11 protein-coding genes are annotated in these 15,174 nt (G+C 57.9%); all 11 read left to right on the forward strand.

Translation table 11 applies throughout. From position 1 onward, the window contains the following. The first annotated feature begins 160 nt into the window (after positions 1-160). The 11 genes from aroD to WKI47_RS24245 all read left to right on the forward strand — a co-directional run bounded on the left by aroD (position 161) and on the right by WKI47_RS24245 (position 15,158). The gene (gene aroD, locus WKI47_RS24195) at positions 161-916 is read left to right on the forward strand and encodes a type I 3-dehydroquinate dehydratase (RefSeq protein WP_340229768.1); all 756 of its coding nucleotides are present in this window, start codon (positions 161-163) and stop codon (positions 914-916) included. Between the two features lie 196 nt (positions 917-1,112). Further along, positions 1,113-1,673 carry a hypothetical protein gene (locus WKI47_RS24200; RefSeq protein ID WP_340229769.1) on the forward strand — a complete coding sequence of 187 codons (561 nt, stop codon included), beginning with the start codon at positions 1,113-1,115 and terminating at the stop codon, positions 1,671-1,673. Positions 1,674-1,950: 277 nt separating this feature from the next. Beyond that, entirely contained in the window at positions 1,951-2,736 is a 786-nt protein-coding gene (locus tag WKI47_RS24205) for a nucleotidyltransferase domain-containing protein (RefSeq protein WP_340229770.1), read from the forward strand. 6 nt (positions 2,737-2,742) lie between these two features. After that, positions 2,743-4,062: a class I SAM-dependent methyltransferase gene (locus WKI47_RS24210; protein ID WP_340229771.1), complete on the forward strand. Its 1,320-nt coding sequence runs from the start codon at positions 2,743-2,745 to the stop codon at positions 4,060-4,062. Positions 4,063-4,066: 4 nt separating this feature from the next. Further along, on the forward strand, positions 4,067-6,709 hold the full coding sequence (locus tag WKI47_RS24215; protein WP_340229817.1) for an AAA family ATPase: 2,643 nt from the start codon (positions 4,067-4,069) through the stop codon (positions 6,707-6,709). A gap of 237 nt (positions 6,710-6,946) precedes the next feature. Continuing rightward, complete coding sequence (locus tag WKI47_RS24220; RefSeq protein WP_340229772.1) at positions 6,947-9,004, forward strand: hydantoinase/oxoprolinase family protein; 2,058 nt, start codon at positions 6,947-6,949, stop codon at positions 9,002-9,004. After that, complete coding sequence (locus WKI47_RS24225) at positions 9,001-11,007, forward strand: hydantoinase B/oxoprolinase family protein (RefSeq protein ID WP_340229773.1); 2,007 nt, start codon at positions 9,001-9,003, stop codon at positions 11,005-11,007. Before WKI47_RS24220 ends, WKI47_RS24225 begins: the two co-directional genes overlap by 4 nt. Before the next feature lie 144 nt (positions 11,008-11,151). Then, entirely contained in the window at positions 11,152-12,264 is a 1,113-nt protein-coding gene (locus tag WKI47_RS24230; RefSeq protein WP_425355506.1) for an ABC transporter substrate-binding protein, read from the forward strand. Next, positions 12,264-13,409 (forward strand): ABC transporter ATP-binding protein, encoded by a 1,146-nt coding sequence (locus tag WKI47_RS24235; RefSeq protein WP_340229774.1) that lies wholly within the window; start codon positions 12,264-12,266, stop codon positions 13,407-13,409. The genes WKI47_RS24230 and WKI47_RS24235 overlap by 1 nt, the downstream gene beginning before the upstream one ends. Continuing rightward, positions 13,406-14,317 carry an ABC transporter permease gene (locus tag WKI47_RS24240; protein ID WP_340229775.1) on the forward strand — a complete coding sequence of 304 codons (912 nt, stop codon included), beginning with the start codon at positions 13,406-13,408 and terminating at the stop codon, positions 14,315-14,317. The genes WKI47_RS24235 and WKI47_RS24240 overlap by 4 nt, the downstream gene beginning before the upstream one ends. Then, a complete protein-coding gene (locus tag WKI47_RS24245; RefSeq protein WP_340229776.1) occupies positions 14,310-15,158 on the forward strand; it encodes an ABC transporter permease in 849 nt (282 codons plus the stop codon). The genes WKI47_RS24240 and WKI47_RS24245 overlap by 8 nt, the downstream gene beginning before the upstream one ends. The last annotated feature ends 16 nt before the right edge of the window (positions 15,159-15,174 follow it).

Below are 15,174 nucleotides of genomic sequence, written 5' to 3' on the forward strand. Positions count from 1 at the left end.
TGCTCGCGGTATTCTTTGATTCGATTTTGCATGGCAGGACCGCTTTCTGTAATTTGAGCGTTGAAAACACCTTGTAACTCTCTCTGGTAATTAACGCGGATATGCGTTACCGTAGAAGAATCAATATAAGGTAGATCGTTGGTGAAAGGAGCAAAAAGGAATGAGTCGCATTGTGGAAGTCAGAGGGATTCGTTTGGGAGAAGGGATGCCCAAGATTTGTGTTCCGCTGACCGGGCGAACGCGGGAAGAACTGCGTGAGGAGGCTGAACTGCTGCGTACGATCGATCTGGATTTTGCGGAGTGGAGGGTGGACTTTTTCGCAGAGGTGGATTCGATTGAGGCCGTATTGGAAGAGTTGGCCGAGCTGCGGAGTTTGCTGGGAGACATTCCGTTGATCTTTACGTTCCGTAGTGCCCGTGAAGGCGGACAGCGGGAATTGACGATAGAAGCATATACCCGTCTGAATCGCGAAGCAGCGGCTTCCGGTCATGCGGATGTGATCGATATCGAACTTTTTACCGGGGACGAGATCGTACGCGAATTAACAGCCGAGGTTCGCCGCACGGGTGCCGTTTCGATCGTATCGAATCATGATTTTGACGCGACGCCTTCGCATGAGGAGCTGGCTTCTCGGCTTCGGCGGGCACATGGGCTTGGCGCCGATATTCCGAAGATTGCAGTGATGCCTCGGCATCCGGGAGATGTGTTGACGCTGCTGGCGGTAACCTACGAGGTTAGTTCCGAGGAACAGGGGCCTATCATTACAATGTCGATGGATAAGGCGGGCGTGATCAGTCGAGTCGCAGGAGGAACATTCGGCTCTGCACTGACTTTCGGAGCGGCGAAAAACGCATCTGCACCCGGGCAGCTTGCCGCAGCGGAGCTGAAAGGGATTTTGAACGCGCTATATACGTGATACCTGTTGCCCATACTGAACCGGAATCCGTGCAAAACAGACGAATTCCGGTTTTTTTTATATGTTATACTCGCCTGAAATTTGTGATGTTCAAAAAATAGATAAAACTTTGTGAAAAATATTACTTTATTGAACCGGACATTGTGATATATTGAACAAAGTAAAGAGAAACTATTCATAAGGGGAGAAATTACACATGAAAAAAGCAGCAGTAGGCATGGGTCTGGTATTGGGATTTGCACTTTTGGCAGGATGCGGAAGCAATGACGCGGCAACGGTAGAAACACCGGCAGCAACAGAAACTCCGGCAACAACAGATACTCCGGTTGCGGATGCGGCAACGACCGCTTCGATCGTCAACGACAACGACGCTTTCCTGAACGCAATCAGCGCCAAAGGCACATGGATCATCGCGGTTCTGAACGACATGACGATCGATCAGGATCTGGTTCTGGACGGACAATTCGAAAATAAAGATGAGCCTGCACGCAAAATCGCTTTGTATGCACAAGATGCTGACCGCAACGTAACGGCACGCTATACACTGACCGCTCCAAAACTGACGGTAAACAGCGAAAACGCACGTATTCAAGGCGGCACGTTCAAAGGCGACGTATACGTAACGGCTGACGGTTTCCAAGTGGTGGACGCTACGGTTGAAGGTAACCTGTACTTCTCGACGCAAGAACAACTGGACGCTTTCAAGCTTGAAGACGGCGCGAAAGTAACAGGCGAAACAGCTGTGAAAGCCGAGTAGTTTTTTCGGAAAATGTTTTGGGATATGAAGGATCAACCCGGAAATTAGGGAGTGAAAAGCTCTGAACCGTTTGGCGGTTCGGGGCTTTTTTGCGTTTTTGGAGAGGCGTCGCCATACTTTTGCCCTGGAACGGGGAGAGGGGATGGGGGAGAATGAAGGTAGTTGAAATTTGGGAGTGATGAAGTGTTGAAGAGGTTAAGAGATCCAGTCAAAAGAGTTTCTTCGAATCAAAAGAGTCGCTTGGCGCGCGCGTGTTTAATCTTCTTGCCCGGAGGGGTTGAAGATTAAACGAACAAACATCCAATCCGAACTCTCCCGTATCGAACGCGAAGAAAACGTGCGTATCCTGTACGCGTGCGAATCCGGTAGCCGGGCATGGGGATTCCCTTCGCAAGACAGCGATTATGACGTACGTTTTCTGTATGTGCATGAGCCGGACTGGTATCTGTCCGTGTTCGACCGGCGCGACGTGATCGAACGGCCGATCAGCGATCTGCTCGACGTGAACGGCTGGGATCTGCGCAAAGCGTTGCGGTTGTTCCGCAAAAGCAATCCGCCGCTGCTCGAATGGCTGCAATCGCCGATTGTGTATCGGGAGATGCCGGAAGCGACGAACGAGATTCGCAGCCTATCCGCTCCGTCTTTTTCCGCCAAAGCTTGCACGTTCCATTATCTGCATATGGCGCGCGGCAATTACCGGGACTATCTGCAAGGAGACACGGTGCGCAGCAAAAAGTATTTTTACGTGCTGCGTCCGCTGCTGGCTTGCGCCTGGATCGAACGTTTCGGAAGCCTGCCGCCGATGGCGTTCGATACGCTCAAAGACACGTTGCTTGAACCCGGCGAACTCCGAACGGCCGTCGATGAATTGCTGGAGCGCAAAAAATCCGGCATCGAATTGAAAGCGGAACCCCGTATTGAGGTTATTAATCAATATCTGGAAACTCAAATTTCTTATTATGAACAGCAAGCCCCGCGTATGCCGGATACCGGACAGTCGGTCGATGATCGTCTCGATCCGTTATTTATTTCCGTACTGCGAGCGGCCTGGAAGGAGACGTAGAACGATATGGCTATTGTCCAACTAAGCTCGACCCATCCCGATTTTTCTTTTTTAATCCGCAAAAATCCGTCGACCGGCATGTTGATCCGTCCGATCCGCAAAGGTCTGGCCTACGGCTGGTACAGCGATCCGCAGACGTTCAACGTATACTTCAAAGACGCGGACAACGAAGTTTCCTACAAACGCAGCGAGCTGGAAGAATTCGAGTATCTGAACGTCTCCCGCTATAACACGCCGCTGTTTCCGCTGAATGCGATCAATGAGTTTTTCTCGCATCCGCTCAAGCCCGACGAACGCGATACGGACGGGGCAACCGCGACGCTGTTCATCAATATGGTGCATATCGAGCGCGACCGCTATATTCACTTTTTCGCCAAGCATTTACCGGATATTGATTTTGAATTAACGCATCTGGCCCACAAAAGCTACTCGCTGAAAATGACGACCGACCGCAATCTTCATTATCTGCTGCACGCGGCAAGCGTATTGTTTTTGTTCTTGTCCATGTTCGGCAAAGAGTTTTTGGATGTCAGTGACGCGATTCTGGACAAGTATATTCGCAGCGTGAACATCATCGACGCGCCGTTTTATATCCGCAGCCTCTTCGTTCGCAATTTTCTCGGCTCCCGTTCGCGGTTCCGTAAATACGTGGGAGAGCTGGAACGGACGGAGCGTTACAAGATCGCGTTCGATTTCGGCGGTACGGCTTATCAGCGGCGCAGCGTCATTTCCGGGCAACTATCGTTCGACAAATCTATTCTCGATATCGGTTGCGGCGAAGGCTTTTATGCGATTCCTTACGCCGGGCAGATCAAGGAAGACTACAACTACTATGCGATCGACGTGAACGAAGAAGTGTTGGAGCAGACCGTACGCAAAGCCGCAAGCAAAGAACTCGACAACCTGATCCCGTTCGCTTCGCTGGAACTGTTTTTGGACACCTACAACGGCGAGCAGGTCGACGTCATTCTGACCGAAGTGATCGAGCATATGGGCAAAAAAGAAGCGGCGGCGCTGATCCGGCAGGTGCTGGACAAGGTGGACTTCGACCGTTTCGTGATCACGACGCCGAATGCGGACTTCAACCGTTTTTACGAGTTGGAAGGCATGCGGCACGACGATCACGATTGGGAAATGGAGCAGGCGGAGTTCCGTACGTGGATCGAAAGTCTGGTTGCAGCGCGAGGACTGCACAGCGAATGGCTGGAGATCGGCGACCGGGTGAACGACGTCTCGACGACCCAGGGCGTATTGTTCGTGCAGGAAGAAGCGAAGACCGCATCCACGGAAAAAGGAGGAGAAACCCATGAGCGAATCCACGCCTAAAACGCTGGAAATCCGCACGAAAGTGCATACGGTGCTGATGCTGGTCGGCCCGACGGAATGCGGAAAAACGACGTTTGCCGAACGCGTCCTGCTACCGAAGTTGCGTTTGCAAAACGAAGAACGCGGCTTGCAGGGCAACGTTCAATTGCTGGCGTCCGACCGGATTCGGCAGGAGCTGCTCGGGTATGATTACGACAAATACGATTCGGTGATGCTGGAAGCGAGCGAGCAGACGTTTGCGCTGTTGTTCGAACGGTTGAAGCTGGCGACGACGTTTCCGATCAATGCGGAGTTCGTGATCGTCGATACGACCGGGTTGTCCGAAGACTTCCGGCAGCAGGTGCGCGCGATCGCCAAAGCCAACCATTACCGCGTGGAAGCGGTCGTGTTCGATTACCGCAAACGCAGCGATTATTACGCGTCCGAACGCTCCAAACGGCTGATCTCGACCCATATCAATCGGTTGAAAAAAGACGTGCTTCCGGTGTTGGCGAAAGAGCAGTATGACGCGGTACACCGGATCAAAGCGAAAGATTTCGGAGAAGCGGCCTTGCTGGAAGCGGATGAGCCGAATATATATTCTACAGCCGCGCTTCAATCGGATGAACGTACCGAATACTCCGTTATTGTCGAAAATGAAGCGGAGTATATCGACAGCATCCTGCCGCGCGACCGCGATTATATCGTAATCGGCGACGTGCACGAAAGCGTGGATGCGCTGCATGGACTGCTGCTCGATCACGGCTGCAAGCTGGAAGAAGACCGCCTGCTGCTGCCGGACCGGCTGGAACGGACGAAGTTTATTCTCGCAGGCGACTGGATCGACAAAGGCAAACGGACGCGCGACATTATCGAATTTTTGCATAAGAACCGCGAGCATTTTTTGTTCGTCAAAGGCAACCACGAAAACTTCGTCTACAAATATTTGCGCGGCGAAATCGCGGGCGTGGACGGCGAAGTGTTGGACAGTTATTTCGATTCGATCCCGACGCTGCAACAAGACGAAGCGCTGCGCGCCAAGTTCGACGAGTTGGCCGAAGCGTCCTGTACCTTTTACCGCCGGATCGGCGTGGGCGAAGGGCAGCCGTCTTTTTACGTGACCCATGCGCCGTGCGAAAACAAATATATCGGCAAGTTCGACAACTATGCGCAGCGCCATCAACGCACGTTCCGCCTACTGCCGGACGTGCCGAAAGAAGAACAGTTGTCCTTTTTGCAACGCGACGCGGTCGGCAACCATCCGTACCATCTGTTCGGCCACGTGGCGGCAAAGCAAGCGTTCCGTCTGCGCAACAAGCTGCATCTGGACACGGGCGCGGTTCACGGCAATCTGCTGACTTCGGTCAGCATGGGCTATAAGCCGTTTTTCAAATCGCATAAATCGGCCGCGGCCGCAGTACCCGACGAGCTGTCGACGTTGTTCCGGCAAGAACGACGTATTCAGCCGCGCGAGCTGAGCGAAGACGATGTGCGCCGATTGCGGTACATTTCGCGGCACAAGATCAATTTCATCTCCGGAACCATGTCGCCTTCGGACAAAGACATGAACGCGGAGGAATTGGAATCGCTGCGCCGCGGGCTGGATTATTTCCGGGGAAATGGCGTGAACGAAGTCATTTTGCAGCCGAAATATATGGGTTCGCGCTGTAATCTGTATTTGCATCGAACAGTGGAAGACAGCTTCGCGGTCAGCCGCAACGGTTACAAGATCAAGCAGGTCGATCTGACGCCGGTGTATAAAAAGCTGCTGGAGCGTTTCGGCGAGCATATGGAGCGGAACGGTATCGCCATCCTGATCCTCGACGGAGAACTGATGCCGTGGCATACGCTGGGCGAAGGGCTGATCGAGCGTCAATTTCGTCCGATCGGCGCGGCGCTGGGCAGCGAGCTGGCGTTCCTGCGCGAACACGGCTTCGAACAGGCGCTCGACCGTCTAAGCGAAGATTACGATAACAGCGGGTTCGCGCGCGACCGGATTCACGATTCCAAAAGCAAGCTGATCGACAAATACGGCAACGGCGCTTACCAGAACTACAAATACGTGCACGATATCCGCCAAGCGCGTATGCCGCTGGATGCGCATGAAGAAGCCTACGCCGTGTACGACCGCCAGCTCGGACTGTATGCGGGTGAAGGCGAAGCGGAGTACAAACCGTTCGGCCTGCTCAAAATCGTGTACGAAGACGGTCGGGAGGAGCTGCCGGGGCAGGCACGCAAACAGTCGGAGTTGTACGCATGGCTATCCGACGACGAGGCATTGAAGCTCGACTTGTCGGCGGAAGATGCTTATGAGCAGGCGGCTGACTTTTTCAGCAAGCTTACACTGGATCGCGGCATGGAAGGCGTCGTCGTCAAGCCGGAGCTTCCGGCCGAAGGCGTCGCGCCGAACATGAAGATCCGCAACCCCGATTACCTGACGATCGTTTACGGCTACGATTACCGTTTCCCGCACAAATACGCCAAGCTGCTCAAGCAAAAAAGCATCCAGCGCAAGCTGCGTACTTCGATCGCGGAACATAAGCTGGGGCAGCGCATGCTGAACGTGCCGATCGACGAGATTTCGCCGGACCATGCGCAATACCGCGAAGCGGCGTCGGATTTGCTGTTCGAAGTGGCGGGGGAGAAAGAGATCGATCCTCGGTTGTAAAAAAAGAAATCAATCAAAAGAAAAATCGATAAGCCGTTTACCGACCCCGATGCTCGCGAAAACCGAGTATCGGGGTCGCGTACGCGGTTTTTGTTTTTGATACGGAATGTTGAAAATTGACGAAAAATCATGAAAAAAAGTTGTATACCTACTTCAAATGAACTATAATTCCGATAAAGTTAGTATAATTAATCATTGTATTCATCAATTTTTTCGATATACGGGAGGAACATTCTATTGGACAGCCAGAATTGGAGGCTTGGGATTGATATCGGAGGAACGTTTACCGATCTGACCTTGTTGGAACAAAGCAGCGGGGAAACGATCACGCTCAAAACTCCGACCGTGCCGGCAGATCCGGCGCAAGGGATCGCGAACGGTCTGGAAGCGTTGAAAAAGCGTGGCGTGAATCCTTCGGATATCCGTTATTTCGTGCATGGGACGACGATCGGTCTGAATACGCTGTTGCAGCGCCGCGGAGCGAAGATCGCCCTGCTCGTGACCGAAGGCTTCCGCGACATATTGAATTTGCAGCGTTTGCGGTTGCCGGTTCCGTACGATTTCCGTTCTCGGTTGCCGGAGCCGTTGATACCGCGCGAGCGGGTATTCACCGCGTCGGAACGTTTGCTGCACGACGGCAGCGTCCATGAACCTCTGGACGAAGAACGGCTGCGCGGCACCGTGGCGGATATTCTCGGCAGCGGGGCGACCGGGGTCGTGATCTGTTTTTTGCACAGTTACAAAAATCCGGCGCACGAGCGCCGCGCGGCCGAGTTGATCGCGCGGTGGAGCGAAGGCAGGCTGGACGTATCGGCTTCTTCCGGGCTGTGGCCGCAGATGCGCGAATACGAGCGCGCCGTCATGACGTCGGCGAACCTGTATATTCAATCCAACGTGCAAAAATACTTTAGTACGCTACAAGAGCGCTTGAATGAAGCGGGTGTAGCCAGCACGCCTTTCATCACCCAATCCAACGGCGGCATCATGGATATCCGCTCCGCGGCGGAAGCCCCGGTGCGCACCTTGTTCTCCGGCCCGGCGGCCGGCGTGATCGGAGCGGTGCAAGCCGCGAAGTCGGCCGGTATCGACAACGTGATTACGTTCGATATGGGCGGAACGAGCGCCGATATTTCGATCATCGAAAACGGACAGCCGACCTTTTCGCAAAGCAATCATCTGGCCGGCCTGCCGATTCCGCTTCCGGCCGTATCCATGTATTCGGTCGGAGCGGGCGGCGGTTCTTACGGTTGGATCGACAACGGCGGCCTGTTGAAAGTCGGCCCGGAATCCGTCGGTTCCGATCCCGGTCCGGCTTGTTACGGGCGGGGAGAACGGGCGGCGCTGACCGATGCGTTCCTGGTCTGCGGCTATTTGAATCCCGACCGGTTCGCGGCGGGCAACGTGCGCTTGCACGGCGACCGTTCGCTGCGGGCGCTGGAGCCGATCGCCCGGCATCTGGGCACGGACGCGCGCGCCGCGGCGGACCGGATGCTTCAGGTCGCCATCGCGAACATGTATGCCGAGCTGAGCGCCGTCATGGAGCAGCACGGGTTCGATCCGCGCGAATTCAGCCTGTTGGCTTTCGGCGGAGGCGGACCGGTAACGGCCAATTTCCTGGCCGAAGAGATTCAGGCGCGCAGCGTGCTGATTCCGCCGAAGCCGGGCACGCTTTGCGCGCTGGGCGCGTTGAGCGCCGATTTTGCGCATGACGCGGTATTGTCGCTGCAACGGATGGCCGCCGACGTGCCTTTCGCCGAACTGGGCGGCCATTACGCCGCATTGGGCGGTTCCGCGTCATCCTGGCTCGATGCGCAGGACGCGCCGGGTCTGGAAGGACGCACGCTGTTCTATTCGCTGGACGCCCGGTACAAAGGCCAGGCGTTCGAGATCGAATTGCCGATCCCGCCGGAATTGTTGCAAGACGGCGATTATTCCCGTTTGGAGACAAGCTTCCACGATCTGCACCGCCGCCAGTACGGACACAGCGATCCGGGCGCGCAGATCGAATTGATTAATTTGCGCGCCCGGATCGTCGGTCATGTCCGCAAGCCGGACGCGCAATCCATTCCGGCGGCGCCAAGCGAAGCCAAAGCTTCCGGCGTGCGCAACGTGCTGCTGAACGGCCGGGAATACGAAGCGCGGATTTACGCGCGCGGCAACCTGTTGGCGGGCCATGCGATTTCGGGCCCGGCGATCGTGGAACAGGACGATACGACGATCGTCGTGCTTCCCGGTTGGGGCGGCCGCACGGACGCGGGGGGCAATCTGATTTTGGAAAAGGAGGCGAAGGCATGAGAACCGATCCGGCCACGCTCGAAATCATGCGCAGTTATTACAACGCGATCGCGGGCGGCATGGGCCATATCATCGAACGGACGTCGTTCACGACGTTCGTCAAAGAATCCGCCGATTTTGCCACGGCGCTGGCGGCGCCTTCCGGCGAATTTTTCGTTTACCCGAAAACGGTGGGCGTTACGATCTTTCTCGGCCTCAGCGTGGCGAAAGCGGTGGAGTCGGTCGGCAAGCTGGAACCGGGCGATATCGTGATCACCAACGATCCGTACACGACGGACGGATTGGCGACGCACCTGCCCGACGTGCACGTATTCAAACCTATTTTCGCGGACGGGGAATTGATCTCTTACGCCTGGGCATTCGTGCATTGCAGCGACGTGGGCGGGCTGGTTCCGTCCAGCATCTCCCCGGAAGCGACGGACATCCATCAGGAAGGGCTGCGCATTCCGCCTGTCAAGCTGTACCGGCGCGGCGAGCGCAACGAAGACGTGTATACGTTCCTGAACGCGAATAGCCGCGTGCCGCGCTTGAACGAAGGCGACGTGCATGCGATGGTCGCCGCGGTCAATACGGCCGAACAGCGCATGCTCGGCCTGATCGGCAAATTCGGGACGCAGGCGGTCCGCGACAGCATCGAAGATTTGATGGATCAGGGCGAAGCGCGGGCGCGCGGCGTGATCCGGCAAATTCCGGACGGCACGTACGCTTTCGCCGATTATCTGGACGACGATATGCTGTCGGACACGCCGGTACGGCTCGCCGTCGATTTGACGGTGGAAGATGGGAACATCACGATCGACTTCACCAAGTCCGATCCGCAGGTACGGACGGCGTTCAATCTGGTGACCAACGGCAAAAAGCACTCGTTCCTGTACCAGGGACTGATCAATTTCATGATCAGCGAAGATCCGTTCATTCCGGTCAACGGGGCGATCACCCGGCCGATCTCCGTGATCTCGCCGGTCGGGACGCTGGTGAATCCGGTCTATCCCGCGGCCGTCGGCGTCAGGCACACGATCACGATGCGCATGTACAACGTCGTGCTGGGCGCGCTGGCGCAAGCGATACCCGACCGGATTCCGGCGGCGGGCGCGGGGCAGTCGGCGATCGTCGTGCTGTCCACGCCGGACGAACAGACAGGCAGCCGCAACATGGCGGTCGTGCAGCCGATGGGCGGCGGAGGCGGCGGCCAAAGCGATATGGACGGAGCGGACGGCATCGACCACGCTTCCGGGTTTCTCAAAAACACGCCGATCGAAAGCCTGGAACAGCATATCGACATATTGGTCAAACGGTACGAATTTTTGCCGGACACGGCCGGAGCGGGCAAAAGCCGCGGCGGCCAGGCGATCCGGCTTGATTTCCAAATCGTGCGCGACAACTCGTTGGTGACGGCCCGGGGCATGGAGCGGCTTCGTTTCCATCCGTGGGGACTCGCCGGAGGATCGGCGGGCGCGCTCGGACGCGTCGTGCTCAATCCGGGCACCGACCGGGAACGCGAGCTGTCGAAGATCAGCGTGTTGGCGCCGCAGCCGGGCGACGTGGTCAGCATCTTGTCGCCGGGCGGCGGCGGTTGGGGCAATCCGCTTCAGCGCGAAACGGCGTCGGTCGAGAACGACGTTAACGCGGGGCTGATCGCGCCCGAAGCCGCAAAATCGGAGTACGGCGTCGAGCTTCGGCGCGAAGGCGCAAGCTGGAAAACCGACGAAGGCGCGACCGCCGTACTGCGCGGACGCCTGGCCGCCGAACGCAACGCGTCGGCCGCTGCCGCGGAGCGCTACCGGGCGAAGATCGATTTCGGCGAAGCCCGGCTGGCTTACGAAGACGTCTGGACGCCGGAAGCGAGCGACGCGCTGGCGCTGCTGCTGTACAGGCTTCCGCCGACGCAGCGTGCCGCCCGCAAACAACGGGTGCACGAAGAGGCTGCGTCGGCGTATCCGGGAACGGCGCTCGACGCAAGCAAAGTCGCCGCGATCTGGGAGTCGTTGGCGGGCAGCCGCTGATCTTGACGGAAACGCGCCCGCTCGGCAATCGAGCCGCATGATTGACGAGCGGATTGTTTCAACGAACGATATATCAACGAAAAACGTAAAACGCCGGAGCGGCGGCGCTTGCTCCGCGCGTCAAAAAAGAGAGGGGCAATACTAATGATGCGTTTGAATAAAAAATGGTCGTTTTCCGCTTTGGCTTTGAGTTTGACACTGGCGGTTTCCGGCTGCGGAGCGGCAGGAGAATCCGATAGCGCGTCCGGCGGCGAGCCGCAAGCGACCGATACGGTGGTCATCGGGGTATCGGGAGGCGCGTGGGAACAAAATATCCGCGCCGCCGCGCTGGACCAGTTCGAAAAAGACACGGGCATCAAAGTGGAAGTGGTCGCGGGCACGGACGCGGAATGGTTCCCGAAACTGAAAGCGTCCAATGGCAATAATCCGGCCTACGACGTGCTGGTGCTTCAACCGGATACGATCGAACGCGCGGTCGCGTCCGATTTGCTGCAACCGCTGGATACGGCCAACGTGCCGAATCTGGCCGATCTGTATCCGTCGGTCGAAGAACGCTTCACCAAAGACGGCAAAGTCTACGCGGCCGGATTCAGCATGGGGCAGCTCGGCTTGGCTTACCGCAAAGACCTCGTTTCGACGCCTCCGACCAAATGGACGGATCTGTGGAACGACGAGTACAAAGGCCATGTCGCGATTTCGTCGCCGACGTATTCGGCGGGCCTGCAATTCTTTTCCGGTCTGGTCGGAGCGCTCGGCGGAACCGTCGACAATACGGCCGACGTGGACAAAGCGTTTGCCAAGCTGGCGGAGCTGAAAAGCAGCGCGGTCGCTTTCCCGGATAACGCCGGTTCGATCCAGACGTTGCTGGAACGCGGCGACGCCTGGATCGTGCCGATGTGGGACGGCCGTACCTTCGCGATGGCCGACAGCGGTCTGGATGTCGGATTCGCGTATCCGGAAGACGGTCCGGTAGCGGCCGTCGCGAGCTGGACGGTCACGAAAGGCAGCCCGAACCTCGCCAACGCCTACAAGTTGGTCGATTATCTGTCCAGCCCCGACGTGCAGAAGAAGTTCTCCGATCTGTCGCTGTACGGCATGACCAACAAAAACGTGGAATACAGCGATTCGCTCAAAGAACGCGTGCAAGTCGGCGAAGAAGCGTATAAGAAATTGACCTGGGTCGATTACGCCGTAGCCACGCCGAATCTTGCGGATTGGACGAACCGCTGGACCGAGGCGCTGGGCGGTGGGCAGTAATGAGCGGAATCCGCATTGAAGAAATCAGCAAAACGTTCGGCGACCAGACGGCGCTGAGCCATGTCGATCTGGAAGTCCGGGAAGGGGAGTTTTTCTCCCTGCTCGGGCCCAGCGGTTGCGGAAAAACGACATTGTTGAACATGATCGCCGGTTTTCTCGAACCGACGACCGGAGGCATATGGATCGGAGGCCGGGAAGTGACCGGCCTTCCGCCTTACCGCCGCGAGATCGGGATGGTGTTTCAGGACTACGCGCTGTTCCCGCATCTGTCGGTCAGCGACAATGTGGCGTACGGCTTGCGCATCCGCAAAATGCCGCGCAAAGACATCGCGGAGCGCGTGCGCGAAAGTCTCGCGCTCGTCCAGCTCGAAGCTTACGCTTCGCGCATGCCGCACCAGCTCAGCGGCGGGCAGCGCCAGCGCGTGGCGATCGCGCGCGCGTTGGCGGTACGTCCGGCCGTGCTGCTGCTGGACGAGCCGCTGAGCAATCTGGACGCCAAGTTGCGCAAAGACATGCAGACCGAGCTACGAAATATTCAGCGCACAACGGGCGTCACGACCGTGCTGGTGACGCACGATCAGGAAGAAGCGCTCAGCTTGTCGGACCGGATTGGTATCCTCGGCGACGGGCGCTTGCAGCAGCTCGGCACGCCGCTCGACGTCTACCGCCGCCCGTCCAACCGGTTCGTCGCCGAATTTATCGGCCAGGTGAACCTGATCGCGGCCAAGCCGCTGCAAGGGGACACGGGCTTGGGCGGCGCGCAAGCGTACGCCGCGACCGAACTGGAGACGGCTCAGGGCCGCGCGCTGCGCTTGGACTTCGATCCGTCGGCGGCGGACGGCGGAAGCTCCGCCGAAGCCGCTTCGCCCGGCGGCGAGACGCTGTTCATGCTGCGTCCCGAACGTATCCGCGTCTCGGCTCCGGGCCGGGAAGCGGGCGCCAACCGCACGCCGGCCCGCGTGAGCGGCGTCAGTTACGCAGGCAGTATGATGCGCGTGCAGTTCGAACTGGAAGGGCGCGGCTCGTTGACCGTGCACGCGTCCGACCCGGAGTTTCCGTCGTTGCCGGAACCCGGACAGTTCTATGACCTGCATTGGAGCGCGCAGGATCTGATTCCGATCCTGCCCGGGGAGAATCCGTTATGAGCCGGTCCGGCGCAACGCCAGCCGTTACGCGGCGCAAAAGCAAAGGAGCGGGTCGGAAAACGTTCCAGTGGCTGCTGCTTTCGCCTTCGCTGCTGTTTTTGACCCTGTTTCTGGTGGTTCCGTTCGCGATGCTGCTCGTGCTCAGCTTCCGGGACGTCGACAGCCTGCTGACCGTGCTGCCGACGTACAGCTTTTCGCAATACGTCACGGTGTTCACGACGTCCGCTTATGCGCGCACGATCGGCTCGACGCTGTGGATGGCGCTGATCACGACGACGATCTGCGTGCTGATGGCGTATCCGGCCGCGTATCTGCTGGTTCGCACGCCCAGTCGCGGGCTGCGCACGTTCTTTTATATTTTGCTTGTGTCGCCGCTGCTGACCAGCGTGGTAATCCGCACATTCGCATGGATCGTGCTTCTGGCGCAAAACGGCCTGATCAACGAAATGCTGATGAATCTGCATCTGATCCGCCAACCGCTGTCGCTGCTATGGAATATGAACGCGGTCATCATCGCGTACGTGCAGGTCATGCTGCCGTTCGCCGTGCTGCCGCTCGCGACGTCGATGGGCGAAATCCCGCCCAATCTGCGCCGGGCTTCGATGATCCTGGGCGCGGGGCGCGTCCGCACCTTTTTCCGCGTCACGCTGCCGCTGACCGTTCCGGGCATGTTGTCGGGCGCGGTTATCGTGTTCTCGTTGGCCGCGGGCAGTTACATCACTCCGCTGCTGGTCGGGGGGCGGCTTCAACCGCTGCTGCCGCTGGCGATCTACCAGCAGGCCGTGCAGGTGTTCAACCTGCCGCTCGCCGCCGCCATGTCGATCACGCTGCTCGTCGTCGTAGGCGCCGTGGTCGCTTTGGCCGGTTGGGTATCCAAACGATGGGAGGGGAAAATGCGAGATGTCTGAACGCAAAATCTCCGCGAACGGCGGAACTTCCGTTCCCCGTTCCCGCAAACGTCGCCGCATCAGCCCGCTGACGATCGCGATCTGGGCGGCCGGCCTGCTCGTTTACCTGTTTTTGATCCTGCCGGTGCTCGTCATCTTTTTGTCGGCGTTCAGCCCGCAGGAGTATCCGCAGTTTCCGCCGGAAGGATTTTCGGTGCGCTGGTTCGAAGCGTTGTTCACGAACCGCCAATGGCACAGCGCGTTATGGAACAGCATCGTGCTGCTGCTGATCGTCACGCCGCTGACCGTCATTTTGGGCACGGGCGCGGCGTATGCGCTCGGACGCCTGCAATTCCGGGGCAAGCAGGCGCTGCAATCGTTCATGCTGTCGCCGCTGATGATCCCGCAGGTCGTCCTGGGCATCGCGCTGCTGTACGAATTGACGACGCTCGGTCTTATCAACTCGATCTGGGGTCTGGTGATCGGGCATATCGTCGTCGCGTTCCCTTATGTCATTCGCACGGTCGGGGTCAGCGTATCCAGCCTCGATCCGAAGCTGGAACTGGCTTCGATGAGCCTGGGCGCCGGACCGGTTACGACTTTTCGGCGGGTCACGCTGCCGCTGATCCGTCCCGGCATCGTGGCGGGCGCGATCTTTTCGGCGGTGACGTCGTTCGGCGAAGTCTCGATCAGCTTGTTCGTGTCGTCGCCGCGAACGATCACGGTTCCGGTGCGCATTTTCGGTTATATCGATCAGACTTTCGATCCGTCCGTCAATGCGATCTCCGTTATTTTCATCGTGCTCGCGGTCGCGGCTTTGATCGTGATCGACCGGACGATCGGCTTGACCAAAGTAATGTGAAAAGGAGTCGGTAATC

Origin of the sequence: Saccharibacillus sacchari (genome assembly GCF_037722395.1) — a bacterium.
Lineage (GTDB): Bacteria > Bacillota > Bacilli > Paenibacillales > Paenibacillaceae > Saccharibacillus > Saccharibacillus sacchari_A.